General features: G+C 66.5%; 19 protein-coding genes and 1 pseudogene. 13 read left to right on the forward strand and 7 right to left on the reverse strand.

Going from position 1 to position 17,734, the window contains the following annotated elements; translation table 11 throughout:
• Positions 1-23 precede the first annotated feature (23 nt).
• A complete protein-coding gene (locus AB5J62_RS42475) occupies positions 24-572 on the forward strand; it encodes a helix-turn-helix domain-containing protein (protein WP_370945712.1) in 549 nt (182 codons plus the stop codon).
• A complete protein-coding gene (locus AB5J62_RS42480; RefSeq protein ID WP_370945713.1) occupies positions 566-1,624 on the forward strand; it encodes an ATP-binding protein in 1,059 nt (352 codons plus the stop codon). The genes AB5J62_RS42475 and AB5J62_RS42480 overlap by 7 nt, the downstream gene beginning before the upstream one ends.
• Here the strand turns inward: AB5J62_RS42480 and AB5J62_RS42485 are convergent.
• Together AB5J62_RS42485 and AB5J62_RS42490 are read right to left on the reverse strand one after the other, a co-directional pair.
• Positions 1,621-2,112, reverse strand: a complete 492-nt coding sequence (locus tag AB5J62_RS42485; RefSeq protein ID WP_245757305.1) for an SCP2 sterol-binding domain-containing protein — start codon at positions 2,110-2,112, stop codon at positions 1,621-1,623. The two genes, AB5J62_RS42480 and AB5J62_RS42485, sit on opposite strands and share 4 nt — an antisense overlap.
• 164 nt (positions 2,113-2,276) lie before the next feature.
• A pseudogene (locus AB5J62_RS42490) lies at positions 2,277-2,612 on the reverse strand (SCP2 sterol-binding domain-containing protein); the annotation flags it as partial.
• 158 nt (positions 2,613-2,770) lie between these two features.
• On the opposite strand from AB5J62_RS42490, the gene AB5J62_RS42495 reads away from it, so the two are divergent.
• On the forward strand, positions 2,771-3,433 hold the full coding sequence (locus AB5J62_RS42495) for a TetR/AcrR family transcriptional regulator (RefSeq protein WP_370945714.1): 663 nt from the start codon (positions 2,771-2,773) through the stop codon (positions 3,431-3,433).
• Here the strand turns inward: AB5J62_RS42495 and AB5J62_RS42500 are convergent.
• The gene (locus AB5J62_RS42500; protein WP_370945715.1) at positions 3,430-4,314 is read right to left on the reverse strand and encodes a MaoC/PaaZ C-terminal domain-containing protein; all 885 of its coding nucleotides are present in this window, start codon (positions 4,312-4,314) and stop codon (positions 3,430-3,432) included. The genes AB5J62_RS42495 and AB5J62_RS42500 overlap by 4 nt on opposite strands.
• Entirely contained in the window at positions 4,314-5,651 is a 1,338-nt protein-coding gene (locus AB5J62_RS42505) for a 3-oxoacyl-ACP reductase (RefSeq protein WP_370945716.1), read from the reverse strand. The genes AB5J62_RS42500 and AB5J62_RS42505 overlap by 1 nt, the downstream gene beginning before the upstream one ends.
• Positions 5,652-5,744: 93 nt before the next feature.
• Here AB5J62_RS42505 and AB5J62_RS42510 point away from each other — a divergent pair, with 93 nt between their 5' ends.
• From AB5J62_RS42510 to AB5J62_RS42525, 4 genes are all read left to right on the forward strand, one after another.
• Complete coding sequence (locus AB5J62_RS42510; protein ID WP_370945717.1) at positions 5,745-7,034, forward strand: acetyl-CoA C-acetyltransferase; 1,290 nt, start codon at positions 5,745-5,747, stop codon at positions 7,032-7,034.
• A 62-nt stretch (positions 7,035-7,096) separates the two neighbouring features.
• Positions 7,097-8,053, forward strand: a complete 957-nt coding sequence (locus tag AB5J62_RS42515) for an ATP-binding cassette domain-containing protein (protein ID WP_370945718.1) — start codon at positions 7,097-7,099, stop codon at positions 8,051-8,053.
• Positions 8,050-8,853 carry an ABC transporter permease gene (locus AB5J62_RS42520; RefSeq protein ID WP_370945719.1) on the forward strand — a complete coding sequence of 268 codons (804 nt, stop codon included), beginning with the start codon at positions 8,050-8,052 and terminating at the stop codon, positions 8,851-8,853. The genes AB5J62_RS42515 and AB5J62_RS42520 overlap by 4 nt, the downstream gene beginning before the upstream one ends.
• Before the next feature lie 765 nt (positions 8,854-9,618).
• On the forward strand, positions 9,619-10,854 hold the full coding sequence (locus AB5J62_RS42525; protein ID WP_370945720.1) for an IS4 family transposase: 1,236 nt from the start codon (positions 9,619-9,621) through the stop codon (positions 10,852-10,854).
• Between the two features lie 243 nt (positions 10,855-11,097).
• On the opposite strand, the gene AB5J62_RS42530 is transcribed toward AB5J62_RS42525, so the two are convergent.
• A complete protein-coding gene (locus AB5J62_RS42530) occupies positions 11,098-11,583 on the reverse strand; it encodes a DoxX family protein (RefSeq protein ID WP_370945721.1) in 486 nt (161 codons plus the stop codon).
• A 117-nt stretch (positions 11,584-11,700) separates the two neighbouring features.
• Positions 11,701-12,732, reverse strand: coding sequence for a glycerophosphodiester phosphodiesterase family protein (locus AB5J62_RS42535; RefSeq protein WP_370945722.1), 1,032 nt, complete (start codon positions 12,730-12,732; stop codon positions 11,701-11,703).
• Positions 12,733-12,803: 71 nt separating this feature from the next.
• Here AB5J62_RS42535 and AB5J62_RS42540 point away from each other — a divergent pair, with 71 nt between their 5' ends.
• The 5 genes from AB5J62_RS42540 to AB5J62_RS42560 all read left to right on the forward strand — a co-directional run bounded on the left by AB5J62_RS42540 (position 12,804) and on the right by AB5J62_RS42560 (position 16,750).
• Positions 12,804-13,559: a TipAS antibiotic-recognition domain-containing protein gene (locus tag AB5J62_RS42540; protein ID WP_370945723.1), complete on the forward strand. Its 756-nt coding sequence runs from the start codon at positions 12,804-12,806 to the stop codon at positions 13,557-13,559.
• 98 nt (positions 13,560-13,657) lie between these two features.
• Positions 13,658-14,854, forward strand: coding sequence for an AAA family ATPase (locus tag AB5J62_RS42545; RefSeq protein WP_370945724.1), 1,197 nt, complete (start codon positions 13,658-13,660; stop codon positions 14,852-14,854).
• 309 nt (positions 14,855-15,163) lie between these two features.
• Positions 15,164-15,313: a hypothetical protein gene (locus tag AB5J62_RS42550; RefSeq protein WP_176968572.1), complete on the forward strand. Its 150-nt coding sequence runs from the start codon at positions 15,164-15,166 to the stop codon at positions 15,311-15,313.
• Between the two features lie 225 nt (positions 15,314-15,538).
• Positions 15,539-16,468, forward strand: a complete 930-nt coding sequence (locus AB5J62_RS42555) for a GNAT family N-acetyltransferase (RefSeq protein WP_370945725.1) — start codon at positions 15,539-15,541, stop codon at positions 16,466-16,468.
• Positions 16,469-16,471: 3 nt separating this feature from the next.
• Positions 16,472-16,750, forward strand: a complete 279-nt coding sequence (locus AB5J62_RS42560; protein WP_370945726.1) for a hypothetical protein — start codon at positions 16,472-16,474, stop codon at positions 16,748-16,750.
• On the opposite strand, the gene AB5J62_RS42565 is transcribed toward AB5J62_RS42560, so the two are convergent.
• Positions 16,728-17,303 carry a peroxidase-related enzyme gene (locus AB5J62_RS42565; RefSeq protein ID WP_370945727.1) on the reverse strand — a complete coding sequence of 192 codons (576 nt, stop codon included), beginning with the start codon at positions 17,301-17,303 and terminating at the stop codon, positions 16,728-16,730. The genes AB5J62_RS42560 and AB5J62_RS42565 overlap by 23 nt on opposite strands.
• Before the next feature lie 73 nt (positions 17,304-17,376).
• Between AB5J62_RS42565 and AB5J62_RS42570 the strand changes: the two genes are divergently transcribed.
• A complete protein-coding gene (locus AB5J62_RS42570) occupies positions 17,377-17,733 on the forward strand; it encodes a YciI family protein (protein WP_370945728.1) in 357 nt (118 codons plus the stop codon).
• Position 17,734 lies beyond the last annotated feature (1 nt).

The following is a 17,734-nucleotide window of genomic DNA, read 5'->3' on the forward strand; positions in this document are numbered from 1 at the left end:
GTGGCGATGCTAAGGACGAGCTCGTGCTCGACGACGAACTGGCCGAGATGATCGGCAGCCTCCGGAAACTGGGTGGCGATCATGCCTCCGTCGAGGCGAAGCGAGCCGAAACCAAGCTTCCGCGCAACGTCCGCGAAACTCTGTCCGCCTTCGCGAACACGAGTGGTGGCGTACTGATCCTCGGCCTCGATGAATCGCTCGGTTTTCAGGCGACAGGTGTCCAGAACCCAGCGAAAATGGCAGCCGACCTCGGTTCGATGTGCTGCGAGAACATGGAACCCCCGCTGCGACCGCTGATCGAGACTCACCGATTCGAAGGAGTCGACCTCGTAGTCGCGGAGGTGGCTGAGCTGGCGCCCGCGAGTAAACCCGCCTACTACCGCGGTGCCAGCATGGCTCAAGGCAGCTTTGTCAGGGTCTCTGACGGTGATCGAAGGCTCAGCCCGTATGAGGTCCAGCTGATGCTGGCGAACCGAGGCCAGGCCCGTGAGGACGACAAGCCCAGGTATCACTGGCAGGCCTGCTCGCGCTGGGTGAATATCCGCAAGAGTTCTTTCCTCAACTCATGTTGACCTTCGTGCACTATCCCACCGTTGCCGGACCTGACGCGCTGAGTGGTACTCGGTTCATCGACAACATCGCCGCAGAAGGCCCGATCCCGGTGATCGTGGACGAAGCGCTGATCGCGTTGCGCCGGAACATGACCCGCAGAGCCACAGTCCGTGGCGCCGGACGCAAGGAGAATTGGGAATACCCGGAAACGGCGCTCAGGGAAGCCATCGTCAACGCGCTTGTGCACCGGGACTACTCCGCGTTGGCACACGGCACACAGGTTCAAGTCGAGATGTACCCGGATCGCTTGGTGATCCGCAATCCAGGCGGACTCTACGGTTCCGTACGCGAGGAAGACCTCGGCACGGAAGGCACGTCTTCGGCACGCAACGCCACCTTGCTGAAGATCCTCGAAGATGTCCCGCTTCCTGGCACGGACCGGCCGATCTGCGAAAACCGCGGCTCTGGGATACCGGCCATGCTTGCCGCACTTCGTGAGGCGAAGCTCAGCCCACCGCGTTTCGCCGACAACATCGCCACCTTCACCGCGACGTTCCCCAACCACACTTTGCTGGGAGAGGACGCGGTCCACTGGATTTCGTCCTTGCGGGAACCGAATCTGACCAACAGCCAATGCCACGGCTTGGCGATGCTCTATCACGGCGAAACGCTGAACAACCAGACATACCGCAACGCCAATGATCTTGACTCGCGCATCGCGACCGAAGAGCTCGGTGACCTGGTTTCCCGAGGCATCGTCGTGCCGACGGGCGGAAGGCGATACGCCCAGTACACGCTCGCGGACGACCTCAAACCGGCGGACACGCAGACCGCGCTCACGCCAGAACCTCGGCGGACGGACCGGCAGGCGGAAGTACTGGGCGCGTTGGGCGACCAGGAACTCACCCGCGCCGAGCTCGGCAAATTGACCGGCTTTCCCGACCGGACCGTGTCGAGGTGGCTGAGCACCTTGCAACGCCAAGGCCTGATCGAAGCGACGGAGAAGAATCTCCGGAGCCCCACGGTTCGCTACCGGCGGACTCGTCAGCAGACCATCGACAGCGAGGGCTAGACCGGCTTCGGGATGTCGAAGTAGCTGCTGAAGCGGACCGCGGGCGCGTACTCGCCCTTCACCTTCACCTTGCCGGTGACGAACATGGCGGCGACGGCCGCGTTGCCGGTGGCCATGCGGATGAAATCCTCGACGGAAAGGGTGATCGTGGTGTCGGGGGCGCGGCCGAGGTCGACGCTGGAAACGCAGACACCGTCCTCGATGACCGTCTGGAAACGGTCGAAGCCGTCTTCGCCGGAACCGTCGAGAAATCTCCATGACACGACGAAGTTGACGTGCCTGGCTTTGTCCTCCATGAATTGGTCGGACATTCGCCGGAAAATCTCGTCGAGGAATACGCCGCGTAACTCGGGGTGGTCGGCGATGGCCTTGATCTGCTCACGGGAGGCGCGGCTGACGATGTCGACGAGCACCTCCGTCGACAGTGAGCTGAGCTCGACGCCGGAGCCGGTACTTCCGAGCATGTGCAAGGTTTCCAGTACCTGCATGAACTGCGTCGGGGTCAGCTTGACCAGGTCGATCTTCTGGGCGAAGGCGTTGACGGCGTGCTGGCCGCCGATGCGGGACGCGGTAGCCCTCAGCGGGCGCGAAAAGCGCTGCCGCCAGGTCCTTACTTCTCCTCGGGAGGGCACGGGATCGGAGTCTAGGAGATTCATTCCGGTTTCGGAAGCTGGAAGAAACCGCTTAAACCGGCCGCGAAAGCCAGGTCACCTTTGACTTTGATCTTTCCGGTGACAAATAGCACAGCGGGTGTCGCTTGACGGGTGACGAGCTTGAGGAAATCGGACGGCGCGAGCGTGATGGTCACCTTGGGGCGCTCGCCCATCTCGCGGCGCACCTTGCAGGCGCCGTCCGCCAGCACGGTCTCGTAGCGGTCGTAGCCGCCCTCACCCGATCCGCCGGTGAGCCGCCAGCGGACTACCACGTCGAGCTCCCGCGCCCGCTCACGGTCGAGGTGCGCGTCCATCCGGTCGAAGATCTCATCGAGTTCGGCACGGGTCACCTTGGCGTCGTCAGTCTTGCCCACCCTTACAACCTACTCACAGGTAAGGCTACGCGCGAGTAGGTAGGGACGGCAAGCGAGCCGGAGACCCATTCGGCACCGAATGACCGGTAGCTTTGTCCCTTGGTTGAAGGAGGTCACCGGTGTCCGAGGAAGTACAACGTCCACCCGAACGGGCGAGGCGCCTGCCGCGCGCGGTACGTGAGCGGCAGATTCTGGACGCCGCCGTGCAGGTTTTCTCGCGCTACGGCTACCACTCCGCGTCGATGGACGAGATCTCCGAGGTCGCGGGTGTCTCCAAGCCGATGATCTACACCTATCTCGGCTCGAAGGAAGACCTCTTCGGGCAGTGCATCCGCCGCGAGGCGACCCGCCTGCTCGAAGCGGTCCAGGCGGGCGTGCATCCCGACCTGCCGCCGGACATGCAGCTTTGGCACGGCCTGCGCGCGTTCTACCGCTTCGTCGCGGACTACCGCGAGTCGTGGACCGTGCTGCACCGGCAGGCGCTGACCGTCGGCGGCGCGTTCGCGGCCGAGGTCGTGGACATGCGCACGCGCGCGATCGAGCTGGTCGCGGCGCTCGTCGTGTCCGCCGGCACGCAGAAGGGACTCGGGCAGCAGGCCGAGTTCTCCGGCGAAGGCCTCTCGGCCGCGCTGGTCGGCGGGGCCGAGTCGCTCGCCGATTGGGCGCTCGACCACCCCGAGGTGTCCGACGGTGTACTCGCGTCCTGGCTGATGAACCTGGTCTGGCTCGGGTTCAACGACCTGGTCGAGGGTCAGGTCTGGAAGCCGTCAGCAGAGTCTTAACAGTGACGCGAAGCGTCTCCGTTGAGGGTGGTGGTGGGCGACGGGCGGGTGATTGAGCCTTCGAGGTACGGCTTCGGCTTGCGGGCGTTCCACAGCTCGAACGCCCAGCCCTCGTCGGTGTGCCACGAGGTGAAGGCCGCCTTCGCGGGCAGCAGCACCGGCTGCTTGAAGCGCACGTCGACGGTGAACGCCTCCGGCAGCCTGCCTTCGAAAGCCGCGAGACTGTGCGCCTTGGTCCACATGCCGTGCGCGATGGCCGACGGGAAGCCGAAGAGCTTTGCGGTGACCGCGTGCAGGTGGATCGGGTTGCGGTCGCCGGAAACCTCGGCGTAGCGCCTGCCGATGTCGCCGGACACCGGCCAAATCGCGTTCGGCGACGGCGCCGCGAGCTGCTCACGCGGGCCCGAACCCGAGCCGCCACCACGCCGCAGATACGTGCTCACGTCCGTCCACACAGGACTGTCGTGCACCGTGAGCTCGCTGATCACGTCGAACTGGCGGCCTTTTTCGTGCGGGCGCAGGTTCTCCGCGCGCACGCGCAGGGTGAACGTCTCGTCGATGCGCACCGGACGGTGCTGGGTGATCCGGTTCGCCACGTGCACCATGCCGAGCAGCCCGAACGGGAAGTCCCGCTCGGTCATCAGCGCCATCTGCAACGGAAACGCGAGGATGTGCGGGTAAGTCGCCGGTAACTCGTCGGTCAGCCGGAAACCGCAGACCTGGTTGTACGCGGCGAGGTGCGCCGGATCGACGACCACACCGGTGCGCACGAACTCCGTGCCGGGCAGTCGATCACCCTCGGCTCCGAACACGCTGCCCAGCAATGCCTTCGGGTACAGCGACGAAAGCGACGGGCTGCTGTCGAGTTCCTTGACGCTCATCACGCCCCCAGCAGTGCCTGGCCGCAGACGCGGACCACATTGCCGTTGACCGCGGCAGACGCCGGATTCGCGTACCAGGCAATGGTTTCGGCCACATCGACCGGCAGGCCGCCCTGACCGAGACTCGCCAGTCGCCGCCCGGCCTCGCGGATGAACAGCGGCACGGCCGCGGTCATCTTGGTCTCGATGAAGCCAGGCGCGACGGCGTTGATCGTGCCGCCGTGCGAGGCGAGTTCGTCAGCGCCGACGTTGACCATGCCGATCACGCCCGCCTTGCTGGTGGCGTAGTTCGTCTGGCCGACGTTGCCCGCGATGCCCGCGATCGACGAGACGCCGATGATCCGGCCGTTGTCCTTGAGCACCTTGCCCGCGATGAGCTTGTCGTTGACCGCGAGCTGCGAGGCCAGGTTGACCGCGATGACCGAGTCCCAGCCGCCCTCGTTCATGTTGCCGAGCGTCTTGTCCCTGGTGATGCCGGCGTTGTGCACGACGATGTCGACGCCGTCGTGCCGCGCGGTCAGGTACTCGGCGAGCTTCTCCGGTGCGTCGGCCGCGGTGATGTCGAGCTGCAGCGAGGAGCCGCCGACCTTGTTGGCCACCTTCGACAGGTCCGCGCCCTGCGCGGGGATGTCCAGCGCGACGACGTGCGCGCCGTCGCGGGCGAGCACTTCGGCGATGGCCGCGCCGATGCCCCGGGACGCGCCCGTGACCAGCGCGACCTTGCCGTCCAACGGCTTCTCCCAGTTCGCGGGAGCCGTCGCGGTCTTGGTGTGCGTGCCGACGCGGATGACCTGGGCGTCCACGAACGCGGACTTGGCGGAAAGCAGGAAGCGCAGCGTCGACTCAGCGGCTTCTTCGGCGCCCTCGGCAATGTAAACGAGCTGAGCGGTCGCGCCGCGCTTGAGTTCCTTGCCGACCGAGCGCACGAAACCTTCGAGCGCGCGCTGAGCGATGCGCTCGCGGCCTTCGGCCAGCTCAGGCGGCGTGCCGAGGACGACGACGCGGCCCGACGCGCCGACGCTGCGGATCACCGGGTGGAAGAACTTGTAGACCTCGCGCAGTTGGCTCGGATCGGTCACGCCGGTCGCGTCGAAGACGAGCGCGGCGTGCTTTCCCTCTACCGGGCTACTGACGACCTCTATACCGGCGTCGGCGAGCTGGTCCTTAAGAGTCTTCTCAAGGCGTCCGCCGGGCGCGGCGCCGAGAAGTGCGGGACCCTCTAGAGCGGGTTGGCCGGGCTTGTAGCGACGCAAGGTCGCTGGGTTCGGGAGGCCGAGCTTGGGCACCACGAAGCGCCCCACCGGGGTTTTCGTGAACTGCTGATACCTGTCAGCCATCAGTTGCCTCCCGTGCCGCGTGCGTCACTTCGCAGTCTAACCTACTCGGGAGTAGGTTACAGTGTGATCCAGGACGACCAGAGAGGTGAACCCATGGCCACGAGGAAAGCGTCACCGGTACGCAAGGTCGCGATCATCGGTGGCAACCGGATCCCCTTCGCGCGCTCGAACGGCCCGTACGCGAAGGCGTCGAACCAGGACATGTTCACCGCCGCGCTCGACGGGCTGGTCAGCCGGTTCTCACTGCAGGACGAGGTGATCGGCGAGGTCGCGGCGGGCGCGGTTCTCAAGCACTCCAAGGACTTCAACCTCGCACGGGAGAGCGTGCTCGGCAGCCGCCTCAGCCCGGCGACGCCCGCGTCCGACGTGCAGATGGCGTGCGGCACCGGCTTGCAGGCGATCATCAACGTGGCCAACAAGATCGCGCTCGGGCAGATCGACTCGGCCATCGCGGGCGGCGTCGACACCACGAGCGACGCGCCGCTGGCCGTCAACGACGACCTGCGTCAGATCCTGGTCCGCCTCAACGCGGCCAAGACGCTCGGCGACCGGTTGAAGCTGGCCGCGAAGCTGCGGCCCGGCCACATCGTGCCGGAAATCCCGCGCAACTCCGAGCCGCGCACCGGTCTTTCGATGGGCGAGCACGCCGCGTTGACCGCGAAGGTTTGGGAAATCACTCGCGAGGCTCAGGACGCGCTGGCCGCGACAAGCCACCAGAGGCTTGCTGCCGCTTACGAGCGCGGGTTCTTCGACGACCTGGTTACGCCGTTTCTCAAGCTCTCGCGCGACCAGAACCTGCGCGCGGACTCGACGGCCGAGAAGCTTGCCAAGCTCAAGCCGGCTTTCGGTGGCCCGGAAGGCACCATGACCGCGGGCAACTCGACGCCGCTGTCCGATGGCGCGTCGGCCGTACTGCTCGGCACCGACGAATGGGCCAAGGCGCACAAGCTCCCGGTGCTGGCTTACCTGACGTTCTCGCAGACCGCGGCCGTCGACTACGTGCACGGTGACGAGGGGCTGCTGATGGCGCCCGCGTACGCCGTGCCGCGCATGCTTTCGCGTGCGGGATTGTCGTTGCAGGACTTCGACTTCTACGAGATCCACGAGGCGTTCGCTTCGCAGGTGCTCGCGACTCTGAAGGCTTGGGAAGACCCGGCGTTCGCCAAGGAGAAGCTGGACCTGGACGCGCCCCTCGGGTCAATCGATCGGGCGAAGTTGAACGTCAACGGGTCGTCACTCGCGGCCGGTCACCCATTCGCGGCGACCGGTGGCCGTATCGTCGCGACGCTCGCGAAGTTGTTGCACGAAAAGGGATCCGGCCGTGGCTTGATCTCCATCTGCGCGGCAGGCGGGCAGGGCGTCACGGCGATTTTGGAGCGCTAGGGGCAATATCAGGGAAAAACCCGAGTGCGTTTTGTCGGGGTCGAGGTCTAGCGTGTCGGCCTATGGTGGCAGTACGCGCGAAAGCGCTGGTCAAGACCTACGGGTCCACACGCGCGCTCGACGGGGTCGATCTGGAGATCCCCGCGGGCAAGGTGCTGGGCCTGCTCGGTCCCAACGGCGCGGGCAAAACGACGACCGTCCGCATCCTGACCACGCTGCTTCGCCCGGATTCGGGCGAAGCGGAGGTGGCCGGGCATGACGTGCTGGCCGATCCGGACTCGGTCCGGCGCGCGATCGGGCTGTCCGGTCAGTACGCGGCGGTCGACGAGAACCTGACCGGGTTCGAGAACCTGTACATGGTCGGCAGGCTCTACGGCAGCAAGAAGCCCGCCGCCAAGACTCGCGCGCGTGAACTGCTCGCCCGCTTCCGGCTCGAAGACGCCGCCGACCGCCCGGCGAAGACCTACTCGGGCGGTATGCGCAGGCGGCTCGACCTGGCTGGCGCGCTCGTCGCCGAGCCGACCGTGGTCATCCTGGACGAGCCGACCACCGGGCTCGACCCGCGTGGCCGCATCGACACCTGGGAAGTGATCAAGGAACTGGTCGCCGACGGCACCACCGTGCTGCTCACCACCCAGTATCTCGAAGAGGCCGACCAGCTCTGCGACTCGATCGTCGTGATCGACAAGGGCAAGGTCATCGCGCGCGGCACCGCCGACGAGCTCAAGAACCAGATCGGCGGCGAGCGGCTCGAGCTGGTGGTCGCCTCGGCCGACGACATCCCGGCGACCGTCCAGGTGCTGACCGAGGTCGGCAGCGGCACACCGTCGACGGATTCGCACACCCGCAAGGTCGACGTGCTCGTCGAAGGCGGGCCGAAGGCTTTGATCGAAGCGCTGCGCAGGCTCGACGGCCAGGGCATCGCCGTGCAGGACGTCGCGCTGCACCGTCCGACGCTCGATGACGTGTTCCTCTCGCTCACCGGACACGCGACCGATGAGGGGGAGACGCAGAAATGAGCGCTGTGGCCAAAGCATTTTCCGATGGCGGCGTCATCACCTGGCGCAACCTCAAGAACGTCCAGCGCAACCCGGACTGGCTCATGGCGGCGACACTGCAGCCGATCATGTTCGTGCTGCTGTTCGCCTACGTCTTCGGCGACGCGATCGGCGGTTCTGCGGGCGGCGCGGCGTACCGCGAGTTCCTGATCGCCGGCATCTTCGCGCAGACGGTCGCGTTCAACTCGGCGTTCACCGTCATCGGCTTCGCGAACGACCTGCAGAAGGGCATCATCGACCGCTTCCGCTCACTGCCGATCTCCCGGCTGGCGGTGATCTTCGGCCGGACCACCTCGGACCTCGTGGTCAGCGTGGTCGCGCTGATCGTCATGTCGCTGTGCGGCCTGATCGTCGGCTGGCGGATCCGCGGCAGCTTCCTCGACGCGGTACTCGGCTACCTGGTGATGCTCATGTTCGCCTGGGCCCTGTCTTGGGTCGGCGCGTGGATCGGCCTGGTCGCGCGCAGCGTCGAGGTCGCGCAGAGCGCGGGCCTGATGTGGATGTTCCCGCTGAGCTTCATCTCGACGGCGTTCGTCCCGGCCGACAAACTGCCCGGCGTCCTCAAGGCGATCGCCGACTGGAACCCGTTCACCGCGGTCATCAACTCGGCCCGCGACCTCTTCGGCAACCAGTTCGGCGCCCCACCGACCGGCTGGCCCGCCGAGCACGCGGCGCTCTACTCGATCCTGTGCTGCGTCGTGATCATCGCGATCTTCGCGCCACTGGCGACCGCCCGCTACAAGAAGGTCGCCTCCCGCTGACCCGACGCCGCCTGGTTAGCACCCGGGGAAAGGCTTGGCGTTGGGGTCGTGAGTGGTACGGCCGGTTCTAACCGGCGAAAACACTCACGACCCCTTCGGGCTGTCTCGTCCGGGGCAGGGTCGTGGTCGGGCTTGGGTGAGGGCCTACTTCGCTCGGATCCGTGGGGTGGGGGCCTGGTTGGTCCGTATATACGAGTGAGGGAGGCCCTGATCCGCTTGGTCCGGGTGGGGGAGGCCCTCACCCGGCGGATCCGAGCGTGGATGAAGGCTCCCCTTTATTCCTGGGCCTAGTGCCTGGGTGAGTGCGGTTTGCGTCGTTCAACGCCGCGAACCGCACTCACCCGCCTCGAACGACCCCTGTAGCTGGTCAAGCGGGTTGACTGTGCGGGTTTTGAGTCGTTCAACGACGCATTTCCCACACAGCCACCCCGGCCACAGCCGAGCACACCAGACACGCCACCTTTGACCTTCCGCCCAATAGAACCGGTAACTCTGCTCCGCTGGCTGGAGCAGAGTTACCAATCGCGGCCTCGTTCGCCGCGAACCCAGCTCGTGAAAGCCCGAAAGCCACTTTCGGCAGGTCTAAGCTGGCGAAAGTGGCTTTCGGGCTTTCTATTGGCTCACCCGGGGATCGCGAGTGGTACGGCCGGTTCTAACCCAATGCCACGTAGCTTAAGTTGATCTTGTTTGTGGTGGTGGGTTTGCGGCGTGGCGGTGTGGGTTGTCTGGGGCGGGCTGGTCTGATCGTCGGTTATGAGTTCAGGTGTGACGGTTAGCCCGGATCAGGTGTCGCTGGGTGTGCTGGTGGCGGCGGTGGATCGGGATGTGATCGACGCCGCGATCGCGGCGTGCGGGGTGGGGGCGAAGCGGTCGGATGGGAAGCTGCCGCCGCGTGTGGTGGCGGTGCTGACGATGGCGATGTGCTTGTTCCCCGACGATGATTATGAAGAGGTCGCGACGAAGGTGACCGGGTCGTTGTCGCGGTTCGGGTGCTGGGACGCGTCCTGGTCGGTGCCGACGGCCAGTGGGATCACTCAGGCCCGTAAACGGTTGGGGCCGGTGGTGATGGAGCAGGTGTTCGAGGGTGTCGCGCAGGCGGTGGCGACCTCGGACACGCGTGGTGCGTGGTTGCGGGGGTGGCGGTTGCTGGCGATCGACGGGTTCGAGGTCGACCTGCCCGACACCGCGGGCAATGTGGAGGAGTTCGGGTATGCCGGATCGGGCAAGCACCGCTCGGCCTATCCGAAAGCGCGGGTGGTGGCGCTGGCCGAATGCGGCACGCACGCGTTCCTCGCCGCTCGCGTCGGCGCCTATGCGACGGGGGAGCAAACCTTGGCGCAGGAGCTCTATCCGCGTCTGCTTGCTGATGAGCTGCTGACCGCGGACCGGAATTTCTATAGCTGGGACGCGTGGGACAGCGCCTCACGCACGGGTGCGGCGTTGTTGTGGCGGGCACCGGCGAACCTGGCGTTGCCGGTGGTGCGGGTTCTGTCCGACGGGTCTTATCTCACGGTTCTGATCAACCCGAAGGTCCGCGGAGCGGGCCGTCGTCGTCAGATTCTCGACGCTGCGATGGCCGGGGACCAGATCCACCCCGAGGAGGCGCACCTGGTCCGGGTCGTGGAATACGACATCCCCGACCGCGTGGGCAACGGCACCGGTGAGCTGATCGTGCTGCTCACGAACATCACCGACTCCGACGACGCCGCCGAGGAACTCGCCGCGGCTTATCACCAGCGCTGGGAGGAGGAAACCGCCAATGACCAGCTCAAAACCCATCTTCGAGGGCCGGGCAAGATCCTGCGATCGAGGCTTCCGGAGCTGGTGCATCAGGAGATCTGGGCGTGGCTGACCGTCCATTACGCCCTGAGTGTCCTGATCGCCCGCGCGGCCGAGGCCGCAGATCTCGACCCCGACCGGATCAGCTACAGCCGTGTCCTGCGTATCGCCCGTCGTTCCGCCACCGGCACGGCGGGTTTTTCCCCCTCCGGACTGGACTGACGCACTACCCACGATCCTGGCCGACATCACCGGCAAACCCCTCCCGCCCCGCCGACACCGAACATGCCCACGCGCGGTCAAACGGTTACGCCACAACGCCTACCGCGCCAAGAAACGCACCGAACCAGCCAGCACCCGCCACCCCAGCCCACCCACGATCAGGCTACGCGGACTCACCCGCGCAGCCTGATCAACTCAAGCTACGTGGCATTGGGTTCTAACCGGCGAAAACGCTCACGAGTCCTACTTGGTCAGGGCTTTTTCGGCGCGCTTCTCGGCTTTCTTGGCGGCGCGGCGGGCACGCCAGCCGAGGGAGGGCTTGCCTGCGGTGTCGCCGACCGCGAGGAGGAGGCCGCCGGCGAGGCTCGCGTTCTTGATGAACTGGACCTGCTGCTGCGAGCGCTCGGAGGGGTCCTTGATCTCCCAGAAGCGGTGTGTCGCGAGGGTGGTCGGGACGAGGCTGCCGAAGAGTGCGAAAGCCGCGAGGCGCGGTGCTTTGCCGGAGGCGAGTGCGAGGCCGGCGCCGATCTTCACGGCGGCGTCGATGCGGACCAGGGTGGCCGGGTCGCGGGGGACCGACTCGGGGACGATGCCTTCAAGTTTGTCGAAGGTGTCGGTCAGGAAGGGTTCTGCCGCCTTCGCGTGTCCCTGTGCGTCCCGGAGTGCGTTGATGCCGCCGAAGACGAAGATCGAAGCGAGCAGTGGACGTGCGACACGACGGAGTATCACGGTCCTGCCTTTCTCTGCGAGGTGTGCTCCCGAAGTTACGCCCAGAATGCCCACGCGTCCTGGACTCCAACCACGCTACCGCCGTATTGGGTTATCTAGATCCAGGGCTATACAACGTTAGCAAGCCGGATAAGCCCGGGGCAGCCGGAAGCCGCGCGCGGCCGCGATGCCGCGGAGCTGGTCGGGGTAGTCGGTGATGATGCCGTCGACGCCGTCGTCGATGAGCTTGTTCGACGTGGCGACGTCGTCGATGGTCCAGGGAATGACCTTGATCCCGGCTCGGTGCGCCTCGTCGACCAGCGGTTTCGTGGTGAACGGCCGGTAGTCGGGGTCGCCGACGTGGCCGCCCTGCGGGTTGCCGTGCACCGGTGACAGCGCGGTGGCGCCGAACGACTTGATCGCGCGGATCGGGCTGCCGCCGAAGTCGTCGATGTCGAGGCCGCCGAGCCATGGCGACTTGCCGGGCTGGCCGACCTGGAGGAACTCGGGCTGGGTCAGCGCGACCGTCGGGAGCCACGGCGCCGCCTTGCGCATGAGCATCAACGCGCCCCAGTCGAAGCTCTGGATGGTGACGTTGTGCGCGAAGCCGGAGCGCGAGATCTCCTGCACGGCACGGCGGACGAACTGCTCGCGCGGCGCGGTCTCCTGCGGCGCGGCCGCCTCGACCTTGGTCTCGATGTTGAACTTCAGGCCCCACGCGCGGTGCTCGCGCGCGAGCTGGAACAGCTCCGCGAGCGTCGGCATCTTGGCGCCGGGCGAGAGCGTCTGGTTGGGGAAGTTGGGCTGGCGGATCGAACCGCAGTCGAGCGTGCGGACCTGGGCGAACGTCAGGTCCTTCACGTACTTGCCGACGTAGGGGAACGCGGGATCGTCAGGAAAAGCAGGCGAGGTGTCGCGACACTTTGCCGCGGTCGTCTTGCGGTCGTGGGTGATCACCTCGCGGCCGTCCTTGGTGATCTGGATGTCGAGCTCCAGCGTGGTGACGCCCAGTTCCATCGCCTTGCCGAAGGACGCGAGGGTGCTCTCGACGGTGAGCCCGATACCGCCGCGGTGGGCCTGGATGTCGAACTGGCGCCGCGGATGCGCGTCCGCGACGCCGACCAAGGTGGTCGTGAGCAGGCCGGTCAATGCCAGCGCGAGTGTCTTCATGAGTGAACGGTGTCACCGTCGGGTGAATTCGGATTGACCTTGACGCTACGTCAACCTCTACCGTCGAAGACGTGCCGAACGAGAAGGAGTGGTCGATCCAGGACATCGCCCGCTCAGCCGGGACCACGAGCCGCACGCTGCGCCACTACGGCGACATCGGGCTGCTCGAACCCAGCCGCGTCGGAAGTAACGGCTACCGCTACTACGACCAGGACGCGCTCATCCGCCTGCAGCGAATCCTGCTCCTCCGTGAGCTGGGACTCGGACTGCCCGCGATCGCCGAGGTGCTCGAAGGGGAGCAGAACACCGCCGCGGCGTTGCGTGCGCATCTGGAGTGGCTGGAGGACGAGCGCAGGCGGCTCGGACGGCAGATCGAGTCGGTCAAGACGACTCTGCGGAAAACGGAAGGAGGTGAACAACTGATGGCAGACGAGATGTTCGACGGCTTCGATCACACGAAGCACGAGAAGGAGGTCACCCAGCGCTGGGGAGCCGACGCCTACAAACGGGGCGACCAGTGGTGGAAGTCGCTGACCGCCGACGAGCAGAAGGCGCACCAGCAGATCCACGTCGACATCGCGGCCCAATTCGGCCAGGCGAAGCTCGACGGCCTGGCGGTCGACAGCACCGAGGTGCAGGCGATCACCTCGCGGCTGCACGACTGGCTGCGCGGACCGGTCGGGACCGTGTCGAAGGAGTACTTCGCCGGGCTTGGCCAGCTCTACGTCGACGACCCGCGCTACGGGCAGTACGACGAGAAGCAGGGTCCGGGAACCGCCGAGTTCATGCGTGACGCGATGCGCGTCTACGCCGAGCGGAACCTGTAGGAGAGGTCGGGGCTGCAGACCCGACCTTTCACCCGACACGCCTAGCGCTATCTCGCGGAATATCGGGCTGACGCTAGAAACCCCGATAGCTTGTTAGCGTGGATCCCATCCGCAACCCCTTCGCCCCCGGCGCCGGTCAACGGCCGCCGGAGCTGGCCGGTCGCGAGCGCGAGCTCAAGGCGTTCGAAGTGGTTCTCGAACGCGTCGCGCGTGGACGTCCCGAACGAAGTCTGGTGCTGACCGGGCTGCGTGGCGTCGGCAAGACCGTGCTGCTGGGCGAACTGCGGTCGATGGCGATCAAACACGGCTGGGGCGCCGGCAAGATCGAGGCCCGCCCGGACGCCGAACTTCGCAGGCCGCTGTCCGCGGCGCTGCATCGGGCCATCCGCGATCTGGCGGTGCGGCATCGTGCGCCGGACCGGGTCGAAGAGGTGTTGGGCGTGTTGAAAGCGTTTGCGCTCAAGGCCAACAAGCCGGACGCGAAGCTGCGTGAGCGCTGGCAGCCCGGCATCGACGCGCCCGCCGCCGTCGGCCGCGCGGACTCCGGGGACATCGAGATCGACCTCGTGGAGTTGTTCACCGAGGTCGCCGAGCTGGCTTCGGACGTCGGCACCGGCGTCGCGCTGCTCATCGACGAGATCCAGGACCTCATGCCGGACGACGTGTCCGCGCTGTGCGCCGCCTGCCATGAGCTTTCGCAGTCGAACGCGCCGTTCGTCGTGGTCGGCGCCGGGCTGCCGCACGTGCCCGCGGTGCTTTCGGCGTCGAAGTCGTACTCGGAGCGGCTGTTCCGGTACGCCAGGATCGACCGGCTCGAACGCGAGGACGCGGACCGCGCGGTGCTCGCCCCGATCGAGCGCGAGGACGCGGGCATCGAACTCGAGGCGCTCGACGCGCTCTTCGACGCTTCGGGCGGCTACCCGTATTTCATCCAGGCCTACGGCAAGGCGGCCTGGGACGCCGCGCCGGCCGATCCGATCACGGTCAAGGACGTGCAGATGGCCGCGCCCGAGGCCGAGTCGGAGCTCGCGGTGGGCTTCTTCGGCTCGCGGTACGAGCGCGCGACGCCCGCCGAGCGCGAGTACCTGCTCGCGATGGCCGAGCTGACCCAAGGCCGGGACGAATCCGCCGCCACCGCGGACGTCGCGGTCTACCTCGGACGCAAGCCGTCGTCGCTGTCGCCTGCCCGGGATTCACTGATGAAGAAGGGGCTCGTGTTCTCCGCCGAACGCGGGCACATCGCCTTCACCGTGCCGCATTTCGGCCACTACCTGCTCAAACGCGGCGACGAGTAGCGCCAGGGCCGGGATAAAGCCCGCTTTACTCCCCGGTGTTTAGCGGGCTTTATCCCCGGGAGTAAAGCCCGCTTTATCCCGGTCCATACGTGTACCTAGGGCTGTCTAGGGATTTTGGTAGATGGGGCGAGAGTTGCCTAGCGGTGACTCAGACCACGAATCTGTCCGATGGAAACGCCTAGTTTGCCGATGATTCATCGGCAGGTGCGCCAGATCACCGGATAATCGTTGGACTACTTGTGAAAAAAGGCGCATACTAGATGCACAAGCCACGAACACCAAGAGATCCTCGAAGGGGATGCAGAACCGATGAACAACATCGCCGCCAAGCTCCGTGCCCGCCGCGCAGAGGCTCGCACTCGCCGGGCGCTGAACCGGGCGATCGACACCGCGGCCACCGCGACCGTTCGTCAGGAGCTCATCGCGATCGCCCAGGCGCGTCAGACCTTCACTCGCTGATCCACTTTCGGGTGCGACTTCTTCACCCGAACGAGTGACCTAGAACACATAACGCATGGGGTGTAACGCCATTCACCGTGGCGTCGATACCCCAGATGACCCCGTGATGCTGGCGGACCCCCGACCTGGCAGCATCACGGGGTTTCCATTTGCCCAAAATAGGTTGCGACCAGCACTGATGCGGCGTAAAGCTTGACCATGTCAACGAACTAGTTGAGGTGGTCAATGAACGACCAGCAGCTGGCCGACCGGGTCGCCACGGTCCGCGCCTTCAACCGGCTCTACACCGGCGTGATCGGCGTGCTGAACGAAGGACCGGCCGACGCCGAGTACTCGCTCAGCGAGGCGCGCGTGCTCTTCGAACTCGCGCAGCGCCCGACCACCCGCGTCCCCGATCTGCGCAAACGTCTCGACCTCGACGCGGGCTACGCGAGCAGGCTGCTCGCCAGGCTCGAAACCCGCGGCCTGCTGACCCGCGAGCGCTGCGACGAGGACGCCCGCCGCCAGGTCGTCAGGCTCACCTCCGACGGGCAGGCCGCGTTCGGCGTACTCAACGCCAGGTCCACGGCACAGATCGGCGGGCTGCTCAGCCGCTTCAGCGAGTTCGACCAGCGCAAGCTCCTCACCGCGATGAGCACGATCAGCGGACTGGTCGGCGAACGGCGGGCGAATCCCGCACTCGTGCTCCGTCCGCCACGATCGGGCGACCTCGGCTGGGTGATAGAACGCCACGGCGCCGTCTACGCGCGCGAGTACGGCTGGGACGAGGGCTTCGAAGCGCTCGTGGCCAGGGTCGCCGCGGACTACGTCGACGGCAAGGGCACCGCGCGCCAGGCGGGCTGGATCGCCGAACTCGACGGCGAACGCGTCGGCAGCATCTTCTGCATGCCGGGCCCGGACGCGAAGACCGCCAAGCTCCGGATGCTTCTCGTCGAGCCGCAAGCGCGTGGCTTCGGCGTGGGAAAGCGGCTCGTCGACGAGTGCGTCGCGTTCGCGCACGCGAGCGGCTACTCGGCCATGACGCTGTGGACGGTCGATCTGCTGGCCGCCGCCAGGCACCTCTACGAGCGCGCCGGCTTCCGGCTCGTCGAGCAGGAGCCGGTGCACGAGTTCGGCCATGACCTGGTCAGTCAAACCTGGCGACTGGAGTGGTGAACCATGTTCGTCGTCTATTGCCCGGTCTGCGACCGGCGAACCCTGCTCGGCGTCGACGAGGTCGACTGGGTGGAGAACCTCCAGCCGGGGATGATCTCGGTCAGCGGCCACTGCCCGCGCGGGCACGACGTGGCGCTGCTGACCGGCGACATGTTCAAGCCGAACGAGGACCCGCGTTACTACGGCCCCGCACCCAAGCTCTGGCACAAGCCCGTCCGCAAGCTGGCAGCGCTGTTCGCCAAGCTCTTCCGCCGCCGCACTAACGCGGCAGCCTGCCCATGAGGAAGAACTCGGGATTGGGTCGCAGCGCGGTCAGGTGAGCGAGCCGGTTCGACATCGCGAACAACGCGGTGATCGCGCCGACGTCCCAGATCTCGTCGTCGGTCAGCCCCGCCTCCCGCGCGTCCGCGAGTTCGGCCTCACCGAAAGCGGCCGAGTCATGTGCCAACGCCAGGGCGAGGTCGACGATCGCGCGGCCACGCTCGTCGAGCTCGACCTGCCACGGGTTGCTCGAAACCCGGTCGGCCAGCTCGGGGTCCTTGGCGCGCACGCGCAGGATCGCGCCGTGCGCGACCACGCAGTACGTGCAGTGGTTGGCGCCGGAGGTCGCGACGACGACGAGCTCCCGTTCGGCCTTGGTCAGTCCGTCGGCCTTGTCCATCAGCGCGTCGTGATAGTCGAGGAACGCGCGCAGCTCGGCGGGCCGATGCCCGAGCGCGCGGAAGATGTTCGGCACGAAACCCGACTTGTCGGCGATCGCGCCGACGCGGTCGCGCAGGTCGTCCGGCAGGTCTTCGGGCTCGACCACACCGAACCGGCTCACTTCGTCGCTCATGGCTTCCACCGTAGTGTCGATTTGCCCGCCGGTTGTTCGTCTAGGGACCATCGACCAACGGAAAGGACGGTCCATGACGAACTTCATCGGATTCCTCCGGAGCACCACGGCCACGGAAGCACAGCTCGCGCCGGGCGAGGGGCAGCGTGCGCTGGAGCGGTACATCGCGTGGAGCGAAGACCTCGACAAGCAGGGCAAGATCGTCAGCGGCGGCGGACTGTCGCGGCGTGGCCGCGTGATCAGGGCGGCCGGCGGTGAGCTGACCGCGACCGACGGCCCGCATGCCGAAGCGGCCGAGATCGTCGGCGGGTACATCGTGATCGTGGCGAACGACCTCGACGAGGCCGAGAAGATCTTCGGCACGCATCCGCACCTGGAGTACGGGCCGATCGAGGTGCGCAAGGTCGGCGAACGCGGGTGCGAGGACTGAC

It is taken from the genome of Amycolatopsis sp. cg5 (genome assembly GCF_041346955.1).
GTDB lineage: Bacteria > Actinomycetota > Actinomycetes > Mycobacteriales > Pseudonocardiaceae > Amycolatopsis.